The organism is Caballeronia sp. LZ019, from assembly GCF_031450825.1.
Lineage (GTDB): Bacteria > Pseudomonadota > Gammaproteobacteria > Burkholderiales > Burkholderiaceae > Caballeronia.
On record NZ_JARTVZ010000002.1, the window covers coordinates 686,797 to 710,380 of the forward strand.

Here is a 23,584-nt window from a genome sequence, read left to right on the forward strand (position 1 = left end):
ATCGGGAGCCACGCATGAACCGAACTCCGATCCACCAGGGACACTGCGCATGCGGCGCAGTCAGCGTGAGCGTCCTCGCTAAGCCGAAGGACGTGAATCTGTGCCATTGCATGACATGCCGCCGCATCCACGGCGCGCCGTTCGCCGTCTATGCGATCTTCGAACGCGATGCCGTTCAGGTCTCGGGCGACACCATCGCCTGGCAAAGCTCGTTGACGGGCCGCCGTCATCATTGCCCGACATGCGGTTCGCCCGTCTTTCTCGCCTTCGACGGCGTGCCGGAAATCGAAGTGCCGGCCGGCATCTTCGATGAACCCGGCCTTTATCCGCCCGCCTACGAGATCTGGTGCAAGACGGCCGAGCCGTGGCACGACGCTCGAGGGCGGCCGCGTTATCCGCGCAGCCGCCCCGACTAACGCCGCTTCAGCATTCGACGATCGCCTTCACCACGCCGGCCTTTGGGTCGAGCAGCGTCGAAAACTTTTCGGGCACGTCGTTGAGCGCCAGGCGGTGCGTGTTGAGCGCATCGGTCGGAACCTTGCCCGCGCGCATCGCGGCGAGCACGGTTTCGAAGTCTTCCGGCGTCGCGTTGCGGCTCGCGAGCAGCGTCGCTTCGCGCTTGTGGAATTCGGGATCGGCGAACGAGAGACGATCCGGCACGATCGACACGAGCACGTACTTCCCGCCGTGCGCGATGAACTCGAAGCCGCGCTCCATCGCGCGCGGATTGCCGGTCGCATCGAAGACCACATCGAAGAACTCGCCGTTCGTCAGTTGCGACAGTTCTTCCTTGTCGCGCTCGCCGATCTGCACGGTCGAATCGACGCCCAGCTCGCGCCGGCAGAACGCCAGCCGGTCCTCCCGCGTGTCGAGCGCTGTCACGTTCGCGCCGCGCAGCCGCGAGAACGTGATGGCCGCCATGCCGATGGGCCCCGTGCCGACGACCAGCACGCGTTGCCCCGGCTGCACGTCCGCGCGCCGCACGGCGTGTGCGCCGATCGCGAGAAATTCGATCATCGCGGCCTGATCGAGCGTCACGCCTTCCGCCTTGTGGACGAACTGCGCGGGCAGGTTCAGGTATTCGGTGAACGCGCCGTCGCGATGCACGCCGAGCACCTGGATATTCACGCAGCAGTTGGTCTTGCCCTGACGGCACGCGACGCACTTGCCGCACGACAGATACGGCATCACGTAGACGGTGTCGCCCGCCTTGAGGCCGCTCGACGCGTCCGCTTCCTCGATCACTCCGGAAAGCTCGTGGCCCATCACGCGCGGATACGACAGATACGGCTGGTTGCCGGTGAAGATGTGCAGGTCCGTGCCGCACACGCCGACGCGCTTCACGCGCAGCAGCACTTCGTTGTCGCCGCGCTGCGGTTTCTCGCGCTGTTCGGCCTTCAGGGTTCCGGGAGTTTCGCAGATGACGGTCAGCATCGTGGGTCTCGTTCTAGGTGAGGGCAGGGAAGCGCATCAATCTATCGATGTGACGGCGTTTGGTCAAGCCAGTTATTCACCCTACACAAGTGGTAAGGCCACTTTTGAACCGCGCCGCCGAGCGCGCCCGCGCGTTTGCCCGTATATTTCCACGATACTTCGGCTCAAGAGACGGCACGTGCTTTCACTTCATGACTTCGTCGAGCGGCATCCGCGGCTCTTCGTGCTTTCGGGCGCGGGCATCAGCACCGAGTCCGGCATTCCGTGTTATCGCGACCGCGATGGCCAGCGCACCGGCCGCGCGCCGATCATGCTCAAGGACTTTCTCGATTCCGACTACGCGCGCCGCCGATACTGGGCGCGCAGCATGATCGGCTGGCCGGTGGTCGCGAATGCGAAGCCGAACGCCGCGCATCATGCGGTGCGGGCGCTGGCGGCGCGTTCGCGGGTGCATCGGCTGGTGACGCAGAATGTCGATGGACTGCATACGCGCGCCGGCAATCCCGACGTGATCGAACTGCATGGGAACATCGGGCGGGTGCGCTGCATGACGTGCGGCGCGCGGCACGAACGCGCGGCGGTGCAGCGGCTGCTCGAAGCGGCGAACCCGGATTTCATCGGCCATACCGCGCCTGCGGTGCCGGACGGCGACGCGCTGATCGAAGACCTCGACTTCGCTGCTTTCGATGTCCCGGGCTGCACGCATTGCGGCGGCATGCTGAAACCCGATGTCGTTTTTTTCGGCGAGAGCGTGCCGCGCGAACTGGTTCACGACGCGGCGAGCGCGCTCGATGCGGCGGACGCGATGCTCGTCATCGGCTCGTCGCTGATGGTGTATTCGGGCTTCCGGTTCTGCGAATGGGCGGCGAAGAGCGGCAAGCCGATCGCGGCGATCAACATCGGCAAGACGCGAGCGGATGCGCTGCTCGCGCTGAAGGTCGAAGCGCCTTGCTCCGATGCGCTCAACGAGCTGATCGACCGGCTCGACGAGCGCGCCTCGGCCGTGCGCTAGGCTGCTTCGCGGGCGAGCACCGTCAGCGCGTCGACGAGCCTTTGCACGTCGGACATGCGCGTGAACAGCGCCGGCGTGACGCGCACGACTTCGCCGGCGTCCGGTCCCGGCCGCGTCACCGTGAAGACGCCGAAGCGCTCGCGCAGCGCATCGCTCGTGGCTTTGGGCGACTGCCCGTGCAGCCGGAACGCGCTGATGCCCGCTGTCATCGACGGTCCATCCGGCGTCATGACCTGCACGCCCGGCAGCTCGCGCGCCGGTCGGACCCAGGCATCGCGCAACGCGCGCAGACGCGTTTCCTTGGCATGCGCCCCGATCCGGCGATGCAGTTCCAGCGCGGATGGCAGCGTGAGCCATGCCGCGAAGTTCGGCGATCCGGTATGCACGCGCGCGCGGATGTCATCGGCGGGCCAGGTGCGGTCGCCGAGATACGGATCGATCGCGCCAACATGTCCCTTTCGAATGAACATCGCTCCGCAGCCGAGCGGCGCGCCGATCCACTTGTGCAGATTGAGCGCGACGAAGGGCGCATCGAGCGACGGCACGTCGAAATCGAGCATGCCCCAGGAGTGCGCGGCATCGGCGATGACGTCCGCGCCGGCATCCTTCGCCATCGCCGAGATTTGGGTCACGGGCATGATGAGCCCGGTCGCAAAGCACACATGCGAGACCAGTACGAGCCGCGTGCGCGGATGCGCCCGCAGCGCCGCCGCATACGTCTCGATCACGCGCTGGCGGAATGCGTCCTGCGACGCGCCCGGCTCGGGAATCGTGATCCGCACGGGCGTGACGCCACGCCGCTCGCGTAGCCACTCCATCGCGTCCTTGCCGCAGGGGTAATCGAGGTCGCTGTAGAGCACCGTGTCGCCGGGTGCGAGGCGGTGATAGCCGCTGATGAGCGCGAGCAGCGCTTCGGTCGCGTTGCGCGTCAGTTCGATTTCGTCGATGCCGCAGCCCATCGCCGTCGCCACGCGCTCGCGCAGGCCATCGTGAACTGCCGGCCAGTGCGCGCGCACGAGCGTGGTCGTCTCGTAGTTCACGCGATCGGTCCAGTAATGGAACATCGATTTGACCGGCTCGGTCATGGGGCCCCAGTAGCCGTTCTCCAGATTGATTAGCGCGTCCGACTGTCGATACAGCCCGCGCACGGCGTCCCAGTAGTTTTCGTCGACGCCGAGCGCGGGCGTCGGCGGCAGCGTGGCGATTGCGGCTTTGAATTCGGGCGTGCGGAGGTCGAGCAGATCGGACATGAGGTGTCGTCTGGAAGCGGGAGTCGCTCAGTATCGCCGAATCTCCGAATTTCCGACGCGCCGGGCAGCCCGCATGGACGAATGTCCGACGATTCGTACGGGTGAAGCCTTAAGAGCGGCGGGAACGCGCCGTAAATAGAGGCAAGAAGAGCGTCCCGCGTTCTCGTGCAGGCAAACGTTACCGAGTGCGGTTTCGTGCATGTGCGGACGACAGGCGCCAGTCATTCCGACCCATCCAGGGAAAAGGCCACAAGTGAATCTCCATAACATCACGATCAAGAACAAGCTCATTGCCGGCTTCGGCGTGCTCGCCGTCCTCGTCATGGTCGTCGCGGGCGTGTCGCTGCGCGCGCTGTCGGTCGCCACCGATGACTTCACCCACTACGTCCACGGGATCAACGCCCGCGCCGATGTGGCCGCTCAGGTCCGCACGGCCGTTGACCGCCGTGCGATCGCGGCGCGCAATCTCGTGCTCGTCACGAAGCCAGCCGACATCGATCTCGAAGAGGCCGAAGCGCTCCGCGCGCACGACGACGTGAAGGCGCGACTCAGGCAACTCGACGACATGATCGCCGCCGCGGCCGATACGAGCGAGCACGCACGCGCGCTCGTCGCCGAAATGAAGCGCGTCGAGGCGCTCTACGGGCCGGTGGCCACGGACATCGCGGGTCTCGCGCTCGGCGGGCATCGCGAAGAGGCCATCGTCAAGCTCGACGAAGCGTGCCGTCCGCTGCTCGCGCAACTGGTCAAGGCCACGGACGACTACATGACTTACACGAATCATCGCCGCGACGAGATGGTGCGTGCGTATGAGGCGAACTATCGGATGCAGCGCAATCTGCTGGTCGCGATGTGCACGATCGGCGCGCTGTTCGCGGTGCTGGCCGGGATCGCGATCACGCGTTCGATCACTGCGCCGATCGGCGTTGCGGTGGATGTCGCCCGGACGGTCGCGCGCGGCGATCTGCGCAGCCGTATCGATGCGACGAGGAAGGACGAAACGGGCGACCTGTTGCGCGCGCTGGCCGAGATGAATGCCCGCCTGACCGAGACCGTCGGCCGCGTGCGCGAGAGCAGCGGCGCCGTGGGCGGCGCGGCGAAGGAACTGGCGAGCGGCAATACGAACCTGAGCCAGCGCACGGAGGAGCAGGCGGCGTCGCTGGAGGAGACGGCGGCGAGCATGGAGCAACTGACGTCTACCGTGCGGCAGAACGCGGAGAATGCGCAGCAGGCGAGCGCGCTGGCGTCGAACGCGTCGGAGGTGGCGAGAAAGGGGAGCGACGTGGTGGGGCGCGTGGTTTCGACGATGCAGGGCATCAGCAACAGTTCGACGAAGATTGCGGAGATCACGGGGATGATCGAAGGCATCGCGTTCCAGACGAACATTCTGGCGCTCAACGCGGCGGTGGAGGCGGCGCGGGCGGGCGAGCAGGGACGCGGCTTTGCGGTGGTCGCGAGCGAGGTGCGCAGTCTGGCGCAGCGTTCATCGACGGCGGCGAAGGAGATTCGCGAGCTGATCGCGGGTTCGGTGGACCAGGTGCGCGGCGGCTCGGCGCTGGCGGGCGAAGCGGGCACGACGATGACCGAAGTGACACAGGCGATCGCGCGCGTGACGGACATCATGGAAGAGATCGCGGCGGCGTCGGCGGAGCAGGGACGCGGCATCGAGCAGATCAATCAGGCGATCACGCAGATGGATCAGGTGACGCAGCAGAACGCGGCGCTGGTGGAGGAAGCGGCGGCGGCATCGCAGGCGCTGGAGGATCAGGGGCGCAGGCTGGAGGAGGTGGTGAGGGTGTTTGCGGTTTGAGGCTGCAGTCTGTCGGTCTGTCTGGACGAAGCGGATGCACTGCTTCATCCAGACATGCTCGGTGAGTATTGTCCTGCGGCGGTGATAGCGACGCTTCACGCACGGACTGAAAGATGGCGACTTATTGCGTTCCCGGGCGTCTAGCCAGATTCCGGCAAAGCAAGGACCATCCGGTTCTTCTGGTCAAAAGAAAACCTGGGAAGCTGCTTGCACGAGGAATCGGCGGGACGCCTGCGACGGCTCTTGCGCGGCGCTGTGTCTATCTTTCTGGCATGGTCAGCCGTCCGGGCAGCTCGTTCTTTGCCGTTTGTTTCCCTTCGGTACTCGTGGCTGCGGCTTCGGACGGCATAAAGGCGGCGCGACGTCGACCTTACTCGGACGGTGAGTGACAAACCGCAGCCCTTAAAACGAGACGTCAAACCCGCTCGTTCACCCATTCACATCCACGACAACCCGCCCCTTGACCTCCCCGCGCAACAACTGCCCAGCGACTTCCACGGCCTGAGAAAGCCCAACCGTCGCCGCAACCCCTTCGATGATCGCCGCAGGCAACTCATCGGCGATCGCATTCCAGGCAGCGATCCGCCGTCCACGCGGTACATAAACGCTATCGACTCCCAACAACGCAACACCGCGAAGAATAAACGGCGCGACCGTCGCCGGAAAATCCATCCCTTGTGCAAGGCCGCACGCCGCGACCGCGCCGCCGTAGCGCAAGCTCGCGCAGACGTTCGCAAGCGTATGGCTGCCGACGCAATCGACCGCCGCCGCAAAGCGCTCCTTCTGAAGCGGCTTGCCGGGCTCGGAAAGCGTCGCCCGATCGACGATATCCGCTGCGCCCAGCTCACGCAGCCGCGCGGCTTCCTCCGGCCGTCCCGTCGATGCCACCACGCGATACCCACGCTTCGCAAGAATCGCCACCGCAAAGCTGCCGACCCCGCCGTTTGCGCCCGTCACGAGCACGTCGCCATCCTGCGGCGCGACGCCGTGCTTCTCGAGCGCCTGCACGCACAGCATCGCCGTATAGCCCGCAGTGCCGACGGCCATCGCCTGACGCGCCGTCAGGCCGCCGGGCAGCGGGATCAGATGATCGCCCGAGACCCGCGCTTTCTGAGCGAGCCCGCCCCAATGCGTTTCGCCCGCGCCCCAGCCGTTCAGCACGACCGCGTCGCCCGGCTTGTAATCCGCATGCGTGCTTTCCTCGACGATGCCCGCGAAGTCGATGCCCGGCACCATCGGAAACTTGCGCACGACCGGCGCCTTCCCGGTGATCGCGAGCGCGTCCTTGTAATTGAGCGTCGAATAGTCGATACGCACGAGCACCTCGCCCGTTTCCAGCCGGGATTCGTCGATCGACTGAATGGACGCGACGGTGCGATCTTCCTGTTTGTCGAGCAAGAGGGCGTTGAACATGAGCGTTCCAGTTGGCGATTGGGACAAGCAGCGGCAACCCGCGCCGCTGCCCGGACACATCCTGCGCGAATCAATGATGCTCGAAATCCGCGCGCGCAACCGGCGTCGCCTTCACCTTCGTGTACTGGAATTCCGGCAGCGCCTTGATCGCGTCCTTCGTCGCGCCCGCGAGCACGAGCTTGCCGTTCTTGAAGTCGAGTTGCTCGACGGGAATGGCGACATCGTGACGCGACACGCCGAGGAACTGGTTCGCCGAGATGATCGCGAAAGAAACCGAACGGTCGGGCGCGACGATGATGTCGTGGATCACGCCGACGCGCGCGCCCTGGTCATTGACAACAGGTTTGTTGAGAATGGACTTCCTGACACTCCATCCGTCGATGATCGCGGTCGACACTTCGACCGACACGCCGAGCGGCTGCGCGCCCGCGACCTGCGCGAACGACTGAGCGGACACGAGCCCAATGGCCGACGAAGCGATGAGCGATGCCACGAGTTTCAAGTTCATTCGATGCTCCTCAAAAGATTTGGCAGACGTTTCTCGACTTGACACGCACAGGCTTCGTCGGCGCTTCATCGACGAAGGAACCGTGTAGCGCGGTAGCAGTGTGACCGTTTACCGTGGCTTCTGCAGGAATCGTGACGCGTCGCATCACGCGCGGCGGCCGCGCTCAGCGGGAGATTCGCTTCAGCGCATCGCCCTTGTGCACGGCGCGTTTGCCGCTCTTGTCGCTTTCCACTTCGTAGTGCGGATCGTCGTGCGACGCATTGACCGTATGACCGTCGAGCTTCGTGCGCTCGGAAATCACCCGCACGATGCGGCCGGTCGTTTCGCCTTGCGGCGTGTTCCAGCTCACGTGGTCGTGCAGTTTCAGGCTGTGACTCATGACGTTATCCTCGGATGATCGCAACGCCCGCGGCCCGCGCAACGGCCATGCCCGTCAGCGCAGCCGCGCAAGCGTCGCGTCGTCGGGGCGGCCGCCGAAGTAGCGGCGCAAGGCTTCATCGAACACGGCGGGGTCGGGCGCGCAGCGGGCGAAGAGCGTCATCGACGAATGAAACTTCATGTCGTCCGGATAGCCGAAAATCTCTTCGATGCCGCGATCCCGCATGCCGTTGACGATGCCCGTCAATTCGACGAGCCGCGCGCCCAGCACCGGATGCGCGAGATACGCCTCGGCTTCGGCGCGCGACTGAATCGCATAATGCTGCGCCATCTGGCTATGTCCGAGCCCCGCGATCTGCGGGAACACGAACCACATCCAGTGCGTGCGCTTGCGGCCTGCGCTCAGCTCGGCGCGCACGTCGTCGATGACGCCGGCTTGCGCATCGACGAAGCGTTGAAGGTGAAACGGATCGCTCATCGCGCGTCTCCCGTCGCGTGCGTGAATGCGCTCAGGCTACGGCTTGCGCGATGCGCTCCCGCAGCGCCGCATCCGGATAGGCGCCGATGCCTGCGCGCACGTTGTCGATCATGTATTCGCGCCGTCCCGTGCCGGGAATCACGCACGTCACGGCCGGATGGCCCAGCACGAACTTGAGCAGAAGCTGTGCCCAGCTCGTGCAGCCGAGTTCGGACGCGAACGGCGGCAAGGGCCGGCCGCGCAGCCCCGACAGCAGCGATCCGCCGCCGAACGGCTGATTCACGATGACCGCGACGCCGCGTTCCGCCGCGAGCGGAAGCAGGCGCGCTTCGGCGTCGCGGTCGTTGGCGGCATAGTTGATCTGCACGAAGTCGACGCGCTCCGAGCGCAAGACCGCTTCGACCTGGGGAAACGCACTGGACGTGTAATGCGTCACGCCGATGTAACGGATGCGTCCCGCCGCCTTCCAGTCGCGCAGCGTGGCGAGCTGCGTGCGCCAGTCGAGCAGATTGTGAATCTGCATCAGGTCGATGCGCGGGGCGGCGAGGCGGTGCATCGACTGCCGCATCTGCGCGACGCCTTCCGCGCGGCCCTCCGTCCAGACTTTGGTGGCGATGAACGCCTTGTCGCGGGCGTGGAGTTCCGTGAGCAGCGCGCCGGCGACGGCTTCGGATGTGCCGTACATCGGCGAGGAATCGATGACCGAGCCGCCGGCCGCGAAGAGCACCCGCAGCACGGCGGCGAGTTCGGCGCCGCGGGCGGGATCGTCGCCGACATCGAATGTGCGCCAGGTGCCGCATCCGACGATAGGCAACGCTTCTCCCGTCGATGGAATGGGGCGCTTGAGCATCGGCGAAAATTCGGCTGATCCGGCAGTCGATACGTCCCCGGCTTGCGCATAGAGCGCAACGGCCGTTGCGGCGCGCAGAAAGTCTCGCCGGGCGGTGACGATGCTGTTGGGAGCGGTCGGTTTCAGGGCGCGGCTCATGGCGTGATGTTCCTTCGCGTTCGAGCCCCAGCATAACCCGCCCCGTCGGACCGGGCGCGCGCTACTTCTTCTTCGCTTCTTCCAGGCAAGCGGCGAGTTGCTCGAAATAAGCGAGCGCCTTGCCCGTGGGCACGACCGACTTCGTGCGCAGATCGGCGCCCGTTTCGTCCAGCCTGACGAGGCCTTGCTCCTTGAGCCGCGTGAGCTTGCGATGCACGGTGGCCGGCGCGCCCGCCATCGACAGCGCCATCGTCTCGGTCACGGTCAGCGCGCGGCCGGTATGCCACGCGGCCGTGAGCGCTTCCAGCAGCCGTTCCTCGGCGGCATCCAGTTTCGGCACGGATGGCAACGCCTGAACCGCCTGCGCGAGATTCAGGAATCGGAAATAAGCGTCGACGAGGTGTTTATTGGCCATGATGATGCGCTTCCTTCGGCGCTGCGTTGAGTTGCTTCGGTGTGCGGTTCATCATACTCGGTCGCGCGCCGACAGAAAGTAACTTATCAAACTGATAAGCGACTGCTATCATGCAGTCATCGGGTTGGCGATGATGGACATACGTCATCGTCTACGCGAGAACCTGAGAGAACAAGAGAAAAGTGGTGTGCCGCGCCGCCTCGTTTCGTGCGAGGCGGCATTTTTTTATGGGCTCGCGCTTTGTCGCGTGGTTCATCGTGCTAATCGCCTGGGCGGCGTCGCAATGGCGCGAGCGTCATTATCGCCCACAAGGTCAGCTTGATCGTATAGATGATAATCAGACTGCCGGATAAATCGCCCACCACCATCACCATGAAGCGCTTGTCGGCGCCTGCGATTTCACCGCGCATTGCAAGCCAGAGCTGATGCAGCAACGGACTCGCGATTGCGTAGAGCACGATGAGCAAAAGCAGCCTGCGCGCCGTGAGATTCGACAGTGACGTACGCAAGCCGAGCACGCGCGTCGCGAAAAGATAAATCAGGTACGGCGCGAGCGCCGAGATGGTGCCGTACATGAATGAGCGCACCGGGTCGTCGGGGAAATACAGGAAAATGCAACTGACCCACGCGGCGCATAACATGCCGATTGCGCCTGCATCGCCGAAGAGGAGCGTGCATAAGAGCCGCATGCCTGCTGGCAGATAGATCCAGTTCGCGCCTCGCACATACTCCGAAGCCGGAAAGAGCAACTCATTCGCGACGAGCGTCACGAGAAAGAGCGCGGCTGTGCTCGCGATGATTGGCGCACGTTGACGCAGGTATTCCATGATGAATCGATGTTGCTGGTCCACTGGCGGGGCGAGACTGTAGCACGGTGGCATGGCATTATGGAGCAACATTTCGTTGACGCTTACCGGGCAATGCTCGCGATAATCGTCACATCGACGTGATGGGACAGTGCAATATGAGTCAGAAAAACAAGACTGAACAGCACCAGAGCACGGAGGAATGCGGCTAGTCGAACAGGCGGTGGCGAATTCCGATGTCGCTCTGCAAGTACGCTGCCGCGTTTTTTGCCTTTCCATCGCTTGGCGGGCGATTCGGCTCCGTCCGTGCTGCACCGGGTACAGAAACTTTTGTTTTTCATTTCTTGCCTCGAATACGATTTTTTTAGAGAAGTGGGATACCTCGGAACTGCCAGAGTTCGTGTTGAAGATCGTATAGAGAGTTGCCCACTGAAATGAACTAGATATTTCCTATTTACTAGCGGGTAATCGGGGGAACAGCGTCCTTTGCGCAGTGAATGAGCGAAGTCGATTGACGAGAAGAATATGTCTCTCGAACAACGCTGCCAAAAAGACGCGAAATGCCTGGGACCTTCTCGGGATTTAGCCGTTCCCCGCGTACTAAAAGACGACAGCTTCGGGATAACGGTATCGGGCAGAAAGAGGAGTTTCAGCCGGACTGAAACTCCTCTAAGGTCTCCGCAGAGCGGAGGAGCAATGATTAACCTACATCATCTCTGAACTTCCAGATGGTCTATCTCTGCGCACGCAGAGCAATACAAGCAAGCCGTAAAGAAACGCCGACATTACGGTGCAGCGACCATATCAGCAAGCGCACCGGATTGCAAACCGGGACGCGGTGCAATCCGGTGCGATGCGAGCACGTTTCAACCTTTCTTTGCATCCGCGTCAGCGCGCCGCATTACCATATCGTCCAACTGAGCCTAAGCCTTGCCGGACCGCCCCAAATGAGCTCCACCCTGCGTATCACCATCGACAACGTTCGCGCCTTGCGCCTGGCGGGCCGCGCGTCCGAGGCGCAGGCGATGATCCGCCAGCTCGCGGCATTGCCGGACCAGGGCGGCGTGTGGACGGGGCAGCTGGGCGTCGATATGCATTGCCTCGGCATGCACGCCGAAGCGGAATCGCTGCTCAAACGCAGCCTCTGCGATTCGCTGAGCGACCTCGTCCGCTATCAACTCACCGAGGAATTGCTCATGCTGTTGTACGCGCGGGGCAAATACCATGAGGCGCATGCGCTTTACCGCATGAACCGCGATCTGCCGCGCGCCGAATGGCTGCTCTCCACGCTATTCAACGGCGATCAGTCGTGGATCGATCTGATGAAGCCCAAGTTGCTCGGCTTCGACGAACCCGTCGCCGGCAAGTCGATCCTGCTGTTCACGGAGGGCGGCTTCGGCGATCTGGTCCTGTTCTCGCGATACATCGACGCCCTGTTGAACGACGGCGCGCGCGAAGTGGTGATAGAGGCGTTCGACTTCTGGACCGATGTCATCCGTCGGCGCCCCGGCGTGCGCACCGCCGAACCGACGCACGAAGCTCGCATCGCCGAATCGCATGGGTGCGACCGTATCGCCACCGCGTTCCATCTTTGGCCGCGCTATCAGGCTTCGCCGTATTTCCCCCAGCACAATCCCGCCGCGCTGATCTCGCTCGACACCGCGCGGCCTTTGCCGGCCGAAATCCGCGCGATGCTCGCCGAGGGAGAGTCGCGGCTGAAAGTAGGTCTCGTGTGGCGCAGCACGAGCGGCGTGCGGCATGAGCCGTATCGCTCGATTCAGCTGACGCAACTGGCCGACGTGCTCGCCGTTCCGGGTTGCCGCTTCTATTCGCTGCAAGTGGGCGATCTGAGCGATGCCGAGCGCGCCATGATGCGCGCACACGATGTCGCCGACCTCGCGCCGCACGTGCACAGCTTCGGCGACACGGGCCGCGCGTACGAGCAACTCGATCTCGTCATTTCCATCGATACCGGCGCCGCGCATCTGGCGGGCGCGCTGGATCGTCCGGTGTGGATGCTGCTCGCGCAGGCCTGCGATCACCGCTGGTACGACTGCCGGCGTTATACGCCGTGGTATCCGTCGATGCGGCTTTATCGCCAGGAGCAGCTGGGCGACTGGTCGGCGCCGCTTGCCGATATGCGGGCGGATCTGGCGCAGTTGGCGGCCACGAGACGCGCTTAGGGCTTTTTCAGGGCCGCGGCGCGCCGGAACGTCCGGAAACGTTCCCGCCGATGCTCCTCGTCGAAGTGCGCGCGCGCCGGCTTCACCAGATCGCTGCGCGACACGATGCCCACGAGCGTCATCGACGTCGCGTCCGTGACCACCGGCAGGCGCTCCAGTTCATGCACCGCGAGACGCGTCGCGGCCAGGCGGCAGGGCTCGCCGGGAAACGCGACCACCGGCGCGGCATCCGCGCGGCGCGACAGCGCTTCGCCGGCAGTCGTGGCATCGGAGGCATCGAGCAGGGCCGCGCGATCCAGCATGCCGACGAGCGCGCCGTCGCGCACCACCGGATACGCCCGATGCGCCTGCTGCGGCCCGAAATGCTGCGCGAGGACATCGTCGATCGGCGTGGCGGCGTCGATCGTGCGGACATCGCGCGTCATCACTTCGTCGACATGATGACGCTCGAGCGGATCCACGCCGTATTCGCGATAGATGTGATACCCGCGCCGCGCGATTTTCTCGGTCATGATCGAGCGGCGCATGACGACCGTCGCGAAACCGTGGGCGACGAGCGTGGCCGCGAGCAGCGGCAACAGCGCATTGCTGTCGTGCGTGAGGCCGAACGCGAACACGATCGCGGTCAGCGGCGCGCCCAGTGTGGCGCCCAGCGTCGCAGCCATGCAGACGAGCGGCCATAGCGCGGCGTCGTGGCCGGGCAGCACCGCGCCGAGTACGGTGCCGAGTCCCGCGCCCAGCATCAGGAGCGGCGCGAGCACGCCGCCCGAGGTGCCCGACGCCAGCGCGACGACCCAGATCACCGCCTTGACGGCGAGGATCGCGAGCGCAACCTGAATCGCAATGTGCTGATGCAGCAGATCGCCGATCACGTCATAGCCCACGCCCAGCGCGCGCGGCTCGATGAATCCGCCGATGCCGACCACCAGCCCGCCGATCGCCGGCCACCACATCCAGTGCAGCGGCAGCTTGCCGAACGCATCCTCGAGCTTGTAGAGCGCCGCGGACAGCCCCGAGGCCAGCGCACCCGACAGCAAGCCCGCGACGAGGCAGGACAGCAGCGACAGCATCTCCGGCGGCTCGGTCTGCATCGGGAAAAGCGCGCCGGTGCCGAAAACCATCGCGCGCGCGAAGCCGGCCACCGCGCAGGCGAGCGCCACCGGCAGAAAGCTGCGCGGCCGCCATTCAAAGAGCAGCAGTTCGACCGCGAGCAGCACGGCCGCGACCGGCGTGCCGAACACGGCGGTCATGCCCGCCGCCGCGCCCGCGACGAGCAGCGTCTTGCGCTCGGCCGCCGTCACGTCGATGCACTGCGCGATCAGCGAACCGAGCGCGCCGCCCGTCATGATGATCGGGCCTTCCGCGCCGAACGGCCCGCCGCTGCCGATGACGATGCCCGACGACAGCGGCTTCAGCACCGCCACTTTCGGCGACATGCGGCTCTTGCCGAACAGAATGGCCTCGATCGCTTCGGGGATGCCGTGGCCGCGAATCTTCTCGGAGCCGAATCGCGCCATCATGCCGACGATCAATCCGCCGATCACCGGTATTGCGATGACCCACGCGCCGAGCGTGTTGAGCGCAGGCGAGCGGTCCGCGATGGAGAAAGCCCCGAAAAAGAACAGATTGGTGAACAGGTGGATGAGCGCGAGCAGCACGGCCGCCGCGAGCGTGCTGATGCCCCCGATGATCGCCGCGAGTCCGCAGATGCGCAGCAGCCTGTCGTTGACGGAGAAGTCGCGTTTGTGATGATTCATGCTTTCGCTCCAGAACCAGAAAACTGCGGATGACTCAAAGGTCGATCTGCGGCACGCGAAACGCGCCTTGCAGCGACTTCAGCTCCGCGCGATGCAGTGCCGCCAGCCGCGCGAGCACCTGTTCGCCGCGCGCTTCGAGATGGACCTGAACCTGCCGCCGGTCCTCCGCGCTGGGTTCGCGTCGCACGAGCCCGAGCGCCTCGCATCGCGTGACCAGCGCGACCACGCCGTGATGCTGCGATTGCAGCCGTTCGGCCAGCTCGCCGACGGTCGCCCATGCGCGGCCCGGGTAGCCCTTGATATGCAGCAGCAACAGGTATTGCAGCGGCGTGATGCCTTCCTCCTGCGCCGCGCGCTCGGAGAATCGCTCGAACCGCCGCATCTGATAGCGGAATTCGGATAGCTGTTCGAAGTCGGGCTTGGCGAGCGTGCGCGGGGGTTTCATCGATCGTTCACGCGCTCTTGCGCTCGCCGGCGAAGCTCTGCCGGTACAGCCCCGATATCAGGTCGGTTTCGGTGATCATGCCGACGAGCCGCTCGTGGCCATCCACCACCGGAATGTGATGGTGGCCGAAGTCCGCGAACATCGGCACGAGCTCGGCGATGGCCGTGCGCGCGTCCACGGTGCACACGTCGGTCGTCATCAATGCGGCGATGCGCGGCGGCGTCGCCGATGCGTCGCGCATGATCCGCTCGACAGCGCGCGCAAACCCGCTGCGGGGCGTCGCGCGGAGGGCGGGCGCAATGTCCGCGCGCGTGACGATGCCGATCACACGGCGCGTCGCATCGATGACGGGCAGCGCCTTCACGCGATGCTTGAGCAGCAGCGACAGCGCCTCCTGTGCCGTCGTTTCCGGCGACACGGCGACGACCCCGCGCGACATGATGTCCGCGCACGCGAACTCGGTGAAGCGGCGCGCATAGGCCTGCAATTGCGTTTCGCGCAGCAGCGCTTCGAGATCGTCCGGATCGATGTCGAGCATTTCGCTGCGCCGCGCCAGCACGGCTTCGAGATCGGCGCGCAGGAAAGACGCGGCATCGGGCGTCTTCGGCGCAACCTGCGCGACGTGCGGATACCGGTGCCCCGTCAGCGCATGGAACACGATCGCCGAGCCCAGCAGCGCGAACGACTGGATCGCGACCGGCGCGAGCACGAAGCCGTAGCCGAGCGCGTGGATCGACGGCCCGCCGAGCACCGCCGTCAACGCGACCGCGCCCGACGGCGGATGCACGCAGCGCAGCGCGAACATCGCGCAGATCGCGAGCGCAATGGCGAGCGCGGCGGCATCGACCGGATCGTGGATCAGCGCGGCGCACGTCACGCCGACGATCGCGGAGACCAGATTGCCGCCGATGATCGACCACGGCTGCGCGAGCGGGCTCGCGGGGACCGCGAACAGCAGCACGGCCGACGCGCCCATCGGTGCGATCAGAAACGGTATCGCCGATGCATCACCGACCAGCAGATGCGCGATGCCGCCCGTCAGCGCAATGCCGATGAGCGCGCCGACGCCCGCGCGCAGGCGTTCGGTCCAGCGGAGCGTGACCGGAGCGGGAAGGAAGCCGTGTAACCAGCGGAGCAAAGCGGGGCGCGACACGTTGCTTGATCGTGAAGTGGAGATGGCGAATGGGAACGGCGGCGCCGGGCGGTGCGCGCCAAAGCGTGAAATTATATCTCAATATGATACAAATCGTCGCACCCGGTTTCGTTCCTGTACGATGAACGCTCGCCTCGTTGCCTTCCGTCGATACCCATGATGCGATTCCCGCATGCGCTTGCGTGGCTGGTGGCCGCGCTTCCGGCGTTCGCCGCGACGCCCGGGACGCCGGGCGGCGACGATCCTTCGACCATCGTGAGCGACGTGCACGAGTTCATCGTCGCGGACGACGGCTCCGTCACCGAGGACGACGAAACCGTGCTGCGCGCGAACACGCCGGCGGGCATCGACGAGATCGCGCAGCGCTATGTCTGGTACGACCGCAGCGTGTCGAAGGTGGAGATCGTCGAGGCCTATTCCGTCGATGCGAACGGCGCGCGCCACGACGTATCGCCCGATCAGATTCGCGACATTCAGGAGCCGCGCTCGGCGGGCGCGCCGACGTTTCAGGACGCGAAACTGCGTGCGGTGATTTTTCCGGCAGTCGGCGTCGGCTCCACGGTGCATCTGCATTTCAGGAAAAGTCAGGCAAGCCCCGTCATCGCCGGGCAATTCAACTATTTTGTCGAGCCGGGGCAGCGGCCCGTGCTCGAACAGCGCCTCGTGTTCGATCTGCCTGCGGGCAAACCGCTTCATGCCGATGCCCGCGGTTTCTTCGCCGATCCGCCTCAAACCGCGAATGGCCGCACGCGCTATGCGTTTCGTTATCGCCGGGAGCGGATTGCACGAATCGAGAGCGGCTCGGTCGGCTATGCGCAGTACGGCGATCGGCTGATGGTCTCCACGTTTGCGGACTACGCGGCGTTTGCGGCGAGCTATCGCGGACCGGCCGTCGACGCCACCGCAACCGATCCGGCGATCCGCGCGCTCGCCGAATCGCTGACCGCCCGCGACGCCGATGCCCGTGCGAAGGCGAAGACGCTCTACGACTGGGTGCGCCGCAACATCCGCTACGTGGCGATGTTCATCGGCCAGAGTCCGGCCGCGCCGCATCGCGTGACGGAAGTGCTCGCGAACCGTTATGGCGATTGCAAGGACCACGTTGCGCTGTACGGCGCACTGCTCGATGCCGTCGGCGTGCGCAACGAAGCGGCGCTGATCGGGCTCGGCTCGGTGTACGCGTTGCCATCGGCGCCGGGTTACGGATCGGGCGCGATCAATCACGTCATCACGTATCTCCCCGATCTCGGAATCTATGCGGACAGCACGGCCTCGAGCGTCGAGTTCGGCTTCTTGCCTCTCGCCGACATGGACCGGCCGACGGTGCTCGTCGAATCGGGCGTGGTGTCGCGCACGCCGCCGACGCAGCCGCTTTCCCGCACGGCGCGCCTGCAGATCGATGTCGCCCCCGAGGGCGTCGCGAGCTTCGCCTACTGGGTCGAGGATGCGGGATGGAGCGCGGAGATCGAACGGATGAACCTTCGGCTCGCGAGCAGCCAGCGGCGCGACCAGATTGCGGCAGACCGCCTGCGATACACCAATCTGCGTGGCGCGGGCGCGCTGACCACGAGCGATGTCGACGCCACCAGCGGCCCCTTCGCCACCACGCTGCGCGGCACGCTCGACGAGATCGTATGGCCGACCGGCACGACCGCGTTGCCCGCGTTGACGAGCTTGTCGGGCGGCATCGCGAGTCAGACGCGCAACTGGCTGGCCGAACGCACGCGCACGCAGCCGTATCTGTGTGTCGGCGGCGCTTTTGACGAAGTCGCGCAGATCGCGCTTCCGAAAGCGATGCAGGTCGTCGAGGTTCCGGACGATGTCGACCTGACGAGCGCCTTCTTCGACTATCGTTCGCGCTATGTATTCGATCCGTCGAGCAACACGATCCAGGTATCGCGCAGGCTCGAGGCGCGTTTCGGCAAGCAGGTCTGTTCGCCGGATGATTTTCAGGCGGCGCTGCCCGTGCTCAAGAAAATAGAGCGCGATACGCAAGCGCAGATCATCGTCAAGGCATCCCGACGATGAGCCGCTTCATTGCACATCGCGTGCGACGCGAAAGCCGTTCTGCGATTGACGCACGCTTGCGCTGTATTTGAAGCGCGTCGCGGATTGCATGTAGGCCGCGCCTTCGCGCCACGATCCGCCGCGAATCACGCGCACCGAACATGAAGGGTCGTCCCATGCGCGGCCATCGGCGGGAGCGTTCCTGTACGAACTATGCCAGCAATCCGCGACCCATTCCCATACGCTGCCGTTGGTGTCGTATAAGCCGAAGGGATTGGCGGCGAACGATCCGGCTGGCGTCGGAGCCTCGGCGCGATAGGGCTCGCCGCAATCCTTGCAATCGGCGGTGCCTTTCTTCATCTGCTCGCCCCACCAGTAAGTGCTTTGCGTGCCGCCGCGCGCGGCGAATTCCCACTCGGCTTCCGTCGGCAGGCGATACGGCTTGCCGCCCACCTTGCTCAGCCATTTCACGTAGACCTGTGCGTCGTCCCAACTGACATTGCGCATCGGCGAATTGGCGACGGGCGCAGCGGCGCCGGTATCCGATGTGATGCGCGTGCACGCGCCCGCATCCGCACAGGCGTTCCATTGCTCGACGGTCACTTCGTATTTGCCGATGGCGAAGGGCCGCGCAATCGTCACATGATGCGGCGGCTTCTCGGCGGGATCGTCGTTGTTGCTGCCCATCGTGAAGCTGCCAGGCGCAATCGGAATCAGCAACGGGCAAGCAGGGCAGTCCTTGATTTCGCTGGCGGCGGCTCTAGTGGTCGTGTTCGTGTTGGTCGCGGGTTTCGTCGCCACGGCTGCGTCCTGGCGAGGCTTTTCTGTCGCAACGGAAGGCGATGCGGGCTTGGCAGGCGGCGGCGCCGCCGGTTTTGCATTTGCGCTGGCACGGAGCCGGTCTATGCGCGCTTTAGCGAGCGCCGCAAAGCGCCCGTTGGGATAAGCCTTGAGATAGGCTTCGTAGTCGCTTGGATAAGTGCTGTCCTTGATCGACTCCCAGAAAGTCAGTTCGTATTGTTCGTTGCTGTCTTTAGGAAGGATGCCGCGTGTCCGCAAGGGCGTTTCATCGCTCGCCGCCATTTGCACGATGGATGCTTGCCGGCCCAGCGAAACTGCACTGCTTAGAGTCGATGCGATCCACGGTCTCTGCGCCCCGTGCGTTCTCTGAGCGACGTTTACAGCGGCAGCATCGAACGATGCGGACGATGCGTGCTTCCGTATGCGCAGTTGCCGAAGAATCGCGGCGGTGAACACGCCGTTGCGTTCGCCTTCGGATGCCAGCGCATCCTGCGATGCAGCGAACGCAACGAGCGTGCGCGGCGGCAAATCCAGCGCGCGGGCGGGGAACTTGCCGAAGGGATCGCCAAGGCACATATCGAGCACGATCACGTTATTCGCAAGCGGCCTTCGATGAGTCATTCGCGCGACGACGTCTCTCACCGCAATACCTTTGGCCAACACGTCAGGCGGCGCATTGCCGAGGGCGTCGATGGGCAACATCATCGCGTCGCCGGCCACCTGAATGCCGTGTCCCGCGAAATAAACGAGCGCGGTATCGCGTGGGCCGAGACGATCGACGAATGAATCTATCTCATGCTGCATTGCGTCTGCGCCAACGTTGGTCAGCCGTGTCACGCCAAAGCCTAGCGATGAGAGCGCGGCGCTGATGTCGTCGGCATCATGCTGCGCGCCTGGCAACGCACGCTCCGCATAGTCTGCATTACCGATGACGAGTGCAACCTTGTGCAACTCAGGCGGAGAGGGCGGCGACGCAGACCGCGCGAATGCCGCGCCGATCGTGATGAACATGCCCGCGATCAATAGAATTCGCCACATCTTCATACCCTGTCCGTTCGGCTGGAATGAGCGCAAGTACGCCGGACGTCTTGCCGGTGCATCGCTGGCCTACCCAACAACGATAGCACGCTGTCTTTCTGCGTTTAATCCCCTATAAGAAGGTATGCGAATGCGGCATGCGTGTCCCTTCCGACGCACGTATCTTTTTAAAACGTTACGTCCTAATCTGGAAGCGAACTCCACGCGGCATGTCGAGCACGGACGTGCGTCTCATCGCGAATCACGCGCGGCTGCCGATTTTCTGCTGGCTTTCTGAAGAGGCAATCACGACATGCTGAGAAGAACCGTGCTGGGTGCATTGGCTTCGCTTGCCGCTTTAGCCGCCGACTCGTCTTTCTCCGCAGGCCGTGGCCGCACGCCCGCGCCGGCGAATGCGGAGGCTTACATCATCTGGCCGTCGGACGGCGCAGTGATAAGCGGCGGTAAGCTATGGGTACGCATGGGCTTGCGCAACATGGGCGTCTGTCCAAAGGGCATCGACATGGTGAACGTCGGCCATCACCATCTTCTGATCGACACGGACTTGCCGCCGCTCGATCAGGAGATCCCGTCGGACCGCAATCATCTGCACTACGGCGCGGGAGAAACGGATGCGCGCCTCGAATTGCCGCCTGGAAAACATACGCTGCAACTCTTGATGGGCGATTACAACCATGTGCCGCACGATCCGCCCGTCTATTCCAAGAAGATCACGATCACGGTGACGTGAGGCGGGCGTGATTCTCGCGCCTGAACGACAGGCTTTGCACGCGTACTCGCCGAGGGCAAACGACATGACATCGCTTAAGACTGGCGCGCTTGCGCGCTGCCGTTCGATCCTGCTCGTCGCGATGCTCGCGGCGCCGTTCCACACGAGCCTGGCGGAAGGCGGGCCGACGCCCGCGCCGGCCAACGCTTATGCATACATCGGCTATCCGAACAACGGACAGACGATGCCTGCGGGAAAGCCGTTTCGCGTGTGGTTCGGCTTGCGGTTCATGGGCGTCGCGCCGCGCGGCGTGAAGTTTCCGAACACCGGCCATCACCATCTTTTGATCGATACCGACTTGCCGCCGCTCGATCAGGAGATTCCGTCGGACCGCAATCATCTGCACTACGGGGCGGGCGAGACCGAAGCGATGATCGAGCTTCCGCCAGGCAAGCACACGCTTCAGCTCCTGATGGGCGATGACCGGCATATCCCGCATAACCCGCCGATCTATTCGAAGAAGATCACGATCTACGTCAAGTGAACGATGTTGGTGCCGAGGAAACAGTTGGACTACGAAGTGTCGGTGATGAAGAGTCAGTGCGGTATCGGTGAACGCATGCAGTCATTCGCTGTCAGGCTTGCGCAGCAAGCGAAGCGGCTAAAAGCGCGAAAGATGGCACGCCTCATGCGTTTAAGTGGCCCGAGCAGACAGCTTGCTCGAACCCACCCAACGCGCGACGCGCACCAAGGAGACTCACCATGAAGACGCTGACCATCCAGGACCTTCCCGTGACCGAACAACTCGATCGCCGCGCGATGTCGGCCGTGCGCGGAGGCAGTTCGTTCTACTTCCCGGGCTATGTCTCCAAGTACGACCTGACGTTCAACACGCAACAGCTCATCGACCAGAAGCAAAGCACCGAGAGCCATAACGGTGTGAATGTCGCGTTCGGCGAGGACATCACCTCGAACGTAAAGCCGAAGCAGGAAGCGCACAACACCAGCAACATCAACATCGGTTCGGGCTTCATGGTCCGCTAAGCGGCCTGCTTGCTTGCCAAAACCGCCTACGCTTAGCCAGGAGCCTGAAATCATGTCCACCTTGAGCATTCACGATCTCGCCCATCACGCCGAAATGAACGGCGCTGACATGTCCGCCGTGCGCGGCGGCATGAGCCTGTTTTTCCCGAGCTACAACTCGAGCTATAACCTGAGCGCGAACACGCAGCAACTCGCCGATCAGGCGCAGCAGACGTTCAACGTCAACGGCGTGAACGACGCTTTCGCGCATGACATCAAGTCCAGGGTCGAGCCGCAGCAGAAGGCGCGCAACGACAGCAACATCAATGTGTTCACGCCGTACGCGATGTAACCGTGTCTGCATGAAGCCCCGCAGCGCGCGGCTGTAGCAAAACCGGAGTACGGGGAGCTCCGCTGCTTCAACTGCCTTTAACGGCGGCGCGGATCGACCGTCGTTCCCGAGACGGCGATCGATCCGCATCGTGCGCGCGTTGTGTCACTGGCGCGCGAATTCCCACTATCGGCGTTAGCGCGGGAGTCAATCGTGCGAGCTCTGTTGTCATCGTTGTGCCGGACCATCGGATGCGCGAGTCTCTGCGCTTGCGTGCTGCTGACGGGGTGTATCGATGTGAAAGTCCCGGCGTACAAGCGTCCCGACACTCCTGAGAAAACCGCCTTTACGACGTTCGATTCCTCGAAGGTCGCCGCCGCCGACACCATTCAGCCGGACTGGTGGAAGCAGTTCCGCGATCCCTATCTCGATGCGCTCGTCGACAAGGCCATTCAGGGCAACTTCGATATCAAGGTACTCGCCGCACGCATACAGGTTGCAGGCGCGCAGATCGGCGAGGCGCGAGCGGGCGCGCTGCCTACGATGGATGTCGGCGCGGGGGCGAGCTTCGAAAAAACGACGGGTCAGCCGTTCTCCAGGCAATACAACCTCGGCACGCAGGTCAACTGGGACATCGATATCTGGGGAGCCGTGGAGAAGGGCGTCCAGGCTCAGAAGGCCGAGTTTCACGCGACTGAGGCAGACTGGCGCGCGGGCTATCTGCAACTCGTGGCAGGCGTGTCGACGACGTACTTTCAGATTCTTCAGTTCGATGATCAGATCGCGCAGCAAAAACAGACCATCACGACGAATCAGCAAATCCTCACGATATTCGAAGGAATGGAAAGAAATGGCCTCGTGCCGCATACGCAAGTGCTGACGCAGCGCGCGGAACTGAATCGTCTGACGCGCGATCTGCTGGAGTTGCGCCGCTCGCGCGATCTTGCGAACAACGCACTTGCAACGCTAATGGGCGTTCCCGCTGGCGAATTCAGAGTGCCGGATGGCCAGTTGCAAAAGCGCGTGCAGATTCCGCCCGTGCCGGCGGGCTTGCCGTCGCAATTGCTGTCGCGTCGGCCCGATCTCATTGCCGCCGAATACCGTGTGCTCGAATCGTACGATCTCGTCGGCCAGGCGAAGCTCGCGCAATTGCCGACGATCAGCCTGACGGGGCGCGGCGGAACAGCGAGCTTCGCGCTAACGGATTTACTGAAGTCCTTCACGTTCAGCTTCTTGCCGAGCATCAACATCCCGATTCTCGATCCGGCTGTCCGCGCTCGCGTCAAGACCACTCAGGCGCAAACCACGGTCGCCGAACAGCAATACCGCAGCACGGTCATGAGCGCTTTCGAGGAAGTGGAGAACGCGCTCGTCAATCTCGATGCGCATACGAAGCAGCGCGGCGAGTTGCAGCAAGAAGTCGCGCATCTGACCGTCGTTGCGGCGCAAATCGATGCGCAACTCAAGGAAGGCGTGATTTCGCAGCTCGAAGTATTCGAGACCGAGCGTACGCTTCTGGCCGCGCAGCTTGCGTTGCTCGCCAACCATCAGCAGATGCTCTCCGACACGGTGACGCTCTACAAGGCGCTCGGCGGCGGATGGTCCACGGTCGACGCGCAAAGCGCTGCTAATTGACTAAGACGAT

Annotated in this window: 23 protein-coding genes; 10 read left to right on the forward strand and 13 right to left on the reverse strand. The window is 64.1% G+C overall.

Annotated features, from left to right (window positions below; translation table 11 throughout):
* Positions 1-14 precede the first annotated feature (14 nt).
* Positions 15-416: a GFA family protein gene (locus tag P9255_RS06120; RefSeq protein ID WP_309789254.1), complete on the forward strand. Its 402-nt coding sequence runs from the start codon at positions 15-17 to the stop codon at positions 414-416.
* Positions 417-423: 7 nt separating this feature from the next.
* On the opposite strand, the gene P9255_RS06125 is transcribed toward P9255_RS06120, so the two are convergent.
* Positions 424-1,434, reverse strand: a complete 1,011-nt coding sequence (locus P9255_RS06125; RefSeq protein ID WP_309766036.1) for a zinc-binding alcohol dehydrogenase family protein — start codon at positions 1,432-1,434, stop codon at positions 424-426.
* Between the two features lie 178 nt (positions 1,435-1,612).
* Between P9255_RS06125 and P9255_RS06130 the strand changes: the two genes are divergently transcribed.
* The gene (locus P9255_RS06130; RefSeq protein WP_404980266.1) at positions 1,613-2,446 is read left to right on the forward strand and encodes an NAD-dependent protein deacetylase; all 834 of its coding nucleotides are present in this window, start codon (positions 1,613-1,615) and stop codon (positions 2,444-2,446) included.
* On the opposite strand, the gene P9255_RS06135 is transcribed toward P9255_RS06130, so the two are convergent.
* Positions 2,443-3,696 carry an aminotransferase class V-fold PLP-dependent enzyme gene (locus P9255_RS06135; RefSeq protein ID WP_309789255.1) on the reverse strand — a complete coding sequence of 418 codons (1,254 nt, stop codon included), beginning with the start codon at positions 3,694-3,696 and terminating at the stop codon, positions 2,443-2,445. The genes P9255_RS06130 and P9255_RS06135 overlap by 4 nt on opposite strands.
* Positions 3,697-3,949: 253 nt before the next feature.
* Between P9255_RS06135 and P9255_RS06140 the strand changes: the two genes are divergently transcribed.
* Positions 3,950-5,506 carry a methyl-accepting chemotaxis protein gene (locus P9255_RS06140; protein WP_309766038.1) on the forward strand — a complete coding sequence of 519 codons (1,557 nt, stop codon included), beginning with the start codon at positions 3,950-3,952 and terminating at the stop codon, positions 5,504-5,506.
* Between the two features lie 429 nt (positions 5,507-5,935).
* Here the strand turns inward: P9255_RS06140 and P9255_RS06145 are convergent, their stop codons facing one another.
* The 7 genes from P9255_RS06145 to P9255_RS06175 all read right to left on the reverse strand — a co-directional run bounded on the left by P9255_RS06145 (position 5,936) and on the right by P9255_RS06175 (position 10,513).
* Positions 5,936-6,919: an MDR family oxidoreductase gene (locus tag P9255_RS06145; RefSeq protein WP_309766039.1), complete on the reverse strand. Its 984-nt coding sequence runs from the start codon at positions 6,917-6,919 to the stop codon at positions 5,936-5,938.
* A 70-nt stretch (positions 6,920-6,989) separates the two neighbouring features.
* Complete coding sequence (locus P9255_RS06150) at positions 6,990-7,427, reverse strand: PRC-barrel domain-containing protein (RefSeq protein WP_309766040.1); 438 nt, start codon at positions 7,425-7,427, stop codon at positions 6,990-6,992.
* 163 nt (positions 7,428-7,590) lie between these two features.
* Positions 7,591-7,806, reverse strand: a complete 216-nt coding sequence (locus tag P9255_RS06155) for a DUF2945 domain-containing protein (protein ID WP_309766041.1) — start codon at positions 7,804-7,806, stop codon at positions 7,591-7,593.
* 54 nt (positions 7,807-7,860) lie between these two features.
* Positions 7,861-8,283, reverse strand: a complete 423-nt coding sequence (locus P9255_RS06160) for a DUF1810 domain-containing protein (protein WP_309766042.1) — start codon at positions 8,281-8,283, stop codon at positions 7,861-7,863.
* 31 nt (positions 8,284-8,314) lie between these two features.
* Positions 8,315-9,271: an aldo/keto reductase gene (locus P9255_RS06165; RefSeq protein WP_309789256.1), complete on the reverse strand. Its 957-nt coding sequence runs from the start codon at positions 9,269-9,271 to the stop codon at positions 8,315-8,317.
* 61 nt (positions 9,272-9,332) lie between these two features.
* The gene (locus P9255_RS06170; protein WP_309766044.1) at positions 9,333-9,686 is read right to left on the reverse strand and encodes a winged helix-turn-helix domain-containing protein; all 354 of its coding nucleotides are present in this window, start codon (positions 9,684-9,686) and stop codon (positions 9,333-9,335) included.
* Positions 9,687-9,946: 260 nt separating this feature from the next.
* Positions 9,947-10,513, reverse strand: a complete 567-nt coding sequence (locus P9255_RS06175; protein ID WP_309766045.1) for a hypothetical protein — start codon at positions 10,511-10,513, stop codon at positions 9,947-9,949.
* A gap of 926 nt (positions 10,514-11,439) precedes the next feature.
* Here P9255_RS06175 and P9255_RS06180 point away from each other — a divergent pair.
* The gene (locus P9255_RS06180) at positions 11,440-12,675 is read left to right on the forward strand and encodes a hypothetical protein (protein WP_309766046.1); all 1,236 of its coding nucleotides are present in this window, start codon (positions 11,440-11,442) and stop codon (positions 12,673-12,675) included.
* Here the strand turns inward: P9255_RS06180 and P9255_RS06185 are convergent.
* The 3 genes from P9255_RS06185 to P9255_RS06195 are packed head-to-tail and all read right to left on the reverse strand — an operon-like array spanning position 12,672 to position 16,030.
* The gene (locus P9255_RS06185; protein WP_309766047.1) at positions 12,672-14,432 is read right to left on the reverse strand and encodes a chloride channel protein; all 1,761 of its coding nucleotides are present in this window, start codon (positions 14,430-14,432) and stop codon (positions 12,672-12,674) included. The two genes, P9255_RS06180 and P9255_RS06185, sit on opposite strands and share 4 nt — an antisense overlap.
* A gap of 34 nt (positions 14,433-14,466) precedes the next feature.
* The gene (locus P9255_RS06190) at positions 14,467-14,877 is read right to left on the reverse strand and encodes a MarR family transcriptional regulator (RefSeq protein WP_309766048.1); all 411 of its coding nucleotides are present in this window, start codon (positions 14,875-14,877) and stop codon (positions 14,467-14,469) included.
* Between the two features lie 7 nt (positions 14,878-14,884).
* Positions 14,885-16,030: an HPP family protein gene (locus P9255_RS06195; protein WP_309766049.1), complete on the reverse strand. Its 1,146-nt coding sequence runs from the start codon at positions 16,028-16,030 to the stop codon at positions 14,885-14,887.
* Between the two features lie 156 nt (positions 16,031-16,186).
* On the opposite strand from P9255_RS06195, the gene P9255_RS06200 reads away from it, so the two are divergent.
* A complete protein-coding gene (locus P9255_RS06200; protein WP_309789257.1) occupies positions 16,187-18,058 on the forward strand; it encodes a DUF3857 and transglutaminase domain-containing protein in 1,872 nt (623 codons plus the stop codon).
* A gap of 6 nt (positions 18,059-18,064) precedes the next feature.
* Here the strand turns inward: P9255_RS06200 and P9255_RS06205 are convergent, their stop codons facing one another.
* Positions 18,065-19,876, reverse strand: coding sequence for an SUMF1/EgtB/PvdO family nonheme iron enzyme (locus tag P9255_RS06205; protein WP_404980292.1), 1,812 nt, complete (start codon positions 19,874-19,876; stop codon positions 18,065-18,067).
* Positions 19,877-20,168: 292 nt separating this feature from the next.
* On the opposite strand from P9255_RS06205, the gene P9255_RS06210 reads away from it, so the two are divergent.
* From P9255_RS06210 to P9255_RS06230, 5 genes are all read left to right on the forward strand, one after another.
* Positions 20,169-20,606 (forward strand): DUF4399 domain-containing protein, encoded by a 438-nt coding sequence (locus P9255_RS06210; RefSeq protein ID WP_309766053.1) that lies wholly within the window; start codon positions 20,169-20,171, stop codon positions 20,604-20,606.
* 121 nt (positions 20,607-20,727) lie between these two features.
* Entirely contained in the window at positions 20,728-21,129 is a 402-nt protein-coding gene (locus tag P9255_RS06215) for a DUF4399 domain-containing protein (protein ID WP_309766791.1), read from the forward strand.
* Between the two features lie 218 nt (positions 21,130-21,347).
* Positions 21,348-21,629, forward strand: coding sequence for a hypothetical protein (locus tag P9255_RS06220; protein WP_309766054.1), 282 nt, complete (start codon positions 21,348-21,350; stop codon positions 21,627-21,629).
* Positions 21,630-21,681: 52 nt separating this feature from the next.
* Positions 21,682-21,960 carry a hypothetical protein gene (locus P9255_RS06225; RefSeq protein ID WP_309766056.1) on the forward strand — a complete coding sequence of 93 codons (279 nt, stop codon included), beginning with the start codon at positions 21,682-21,684 and terminating at the stop codon, positions 21,958-21,960.
* A 201-nt stretch (positions 21,961-22,161) separates the two neighbouring features.
* On the forward strand, positions 22,162-23,574 hold the full coding sequence (locus P9255_RS06230; protein ID WP_309789352.1) for an efflux transporter outer membrane subunit: 1,413 nt from the start codon (positions 22,162-22,164) through the stop codon (positions 23,572-23,574).
* Positions 23,575-23,584: the final 10 nt, after the last annotated feature.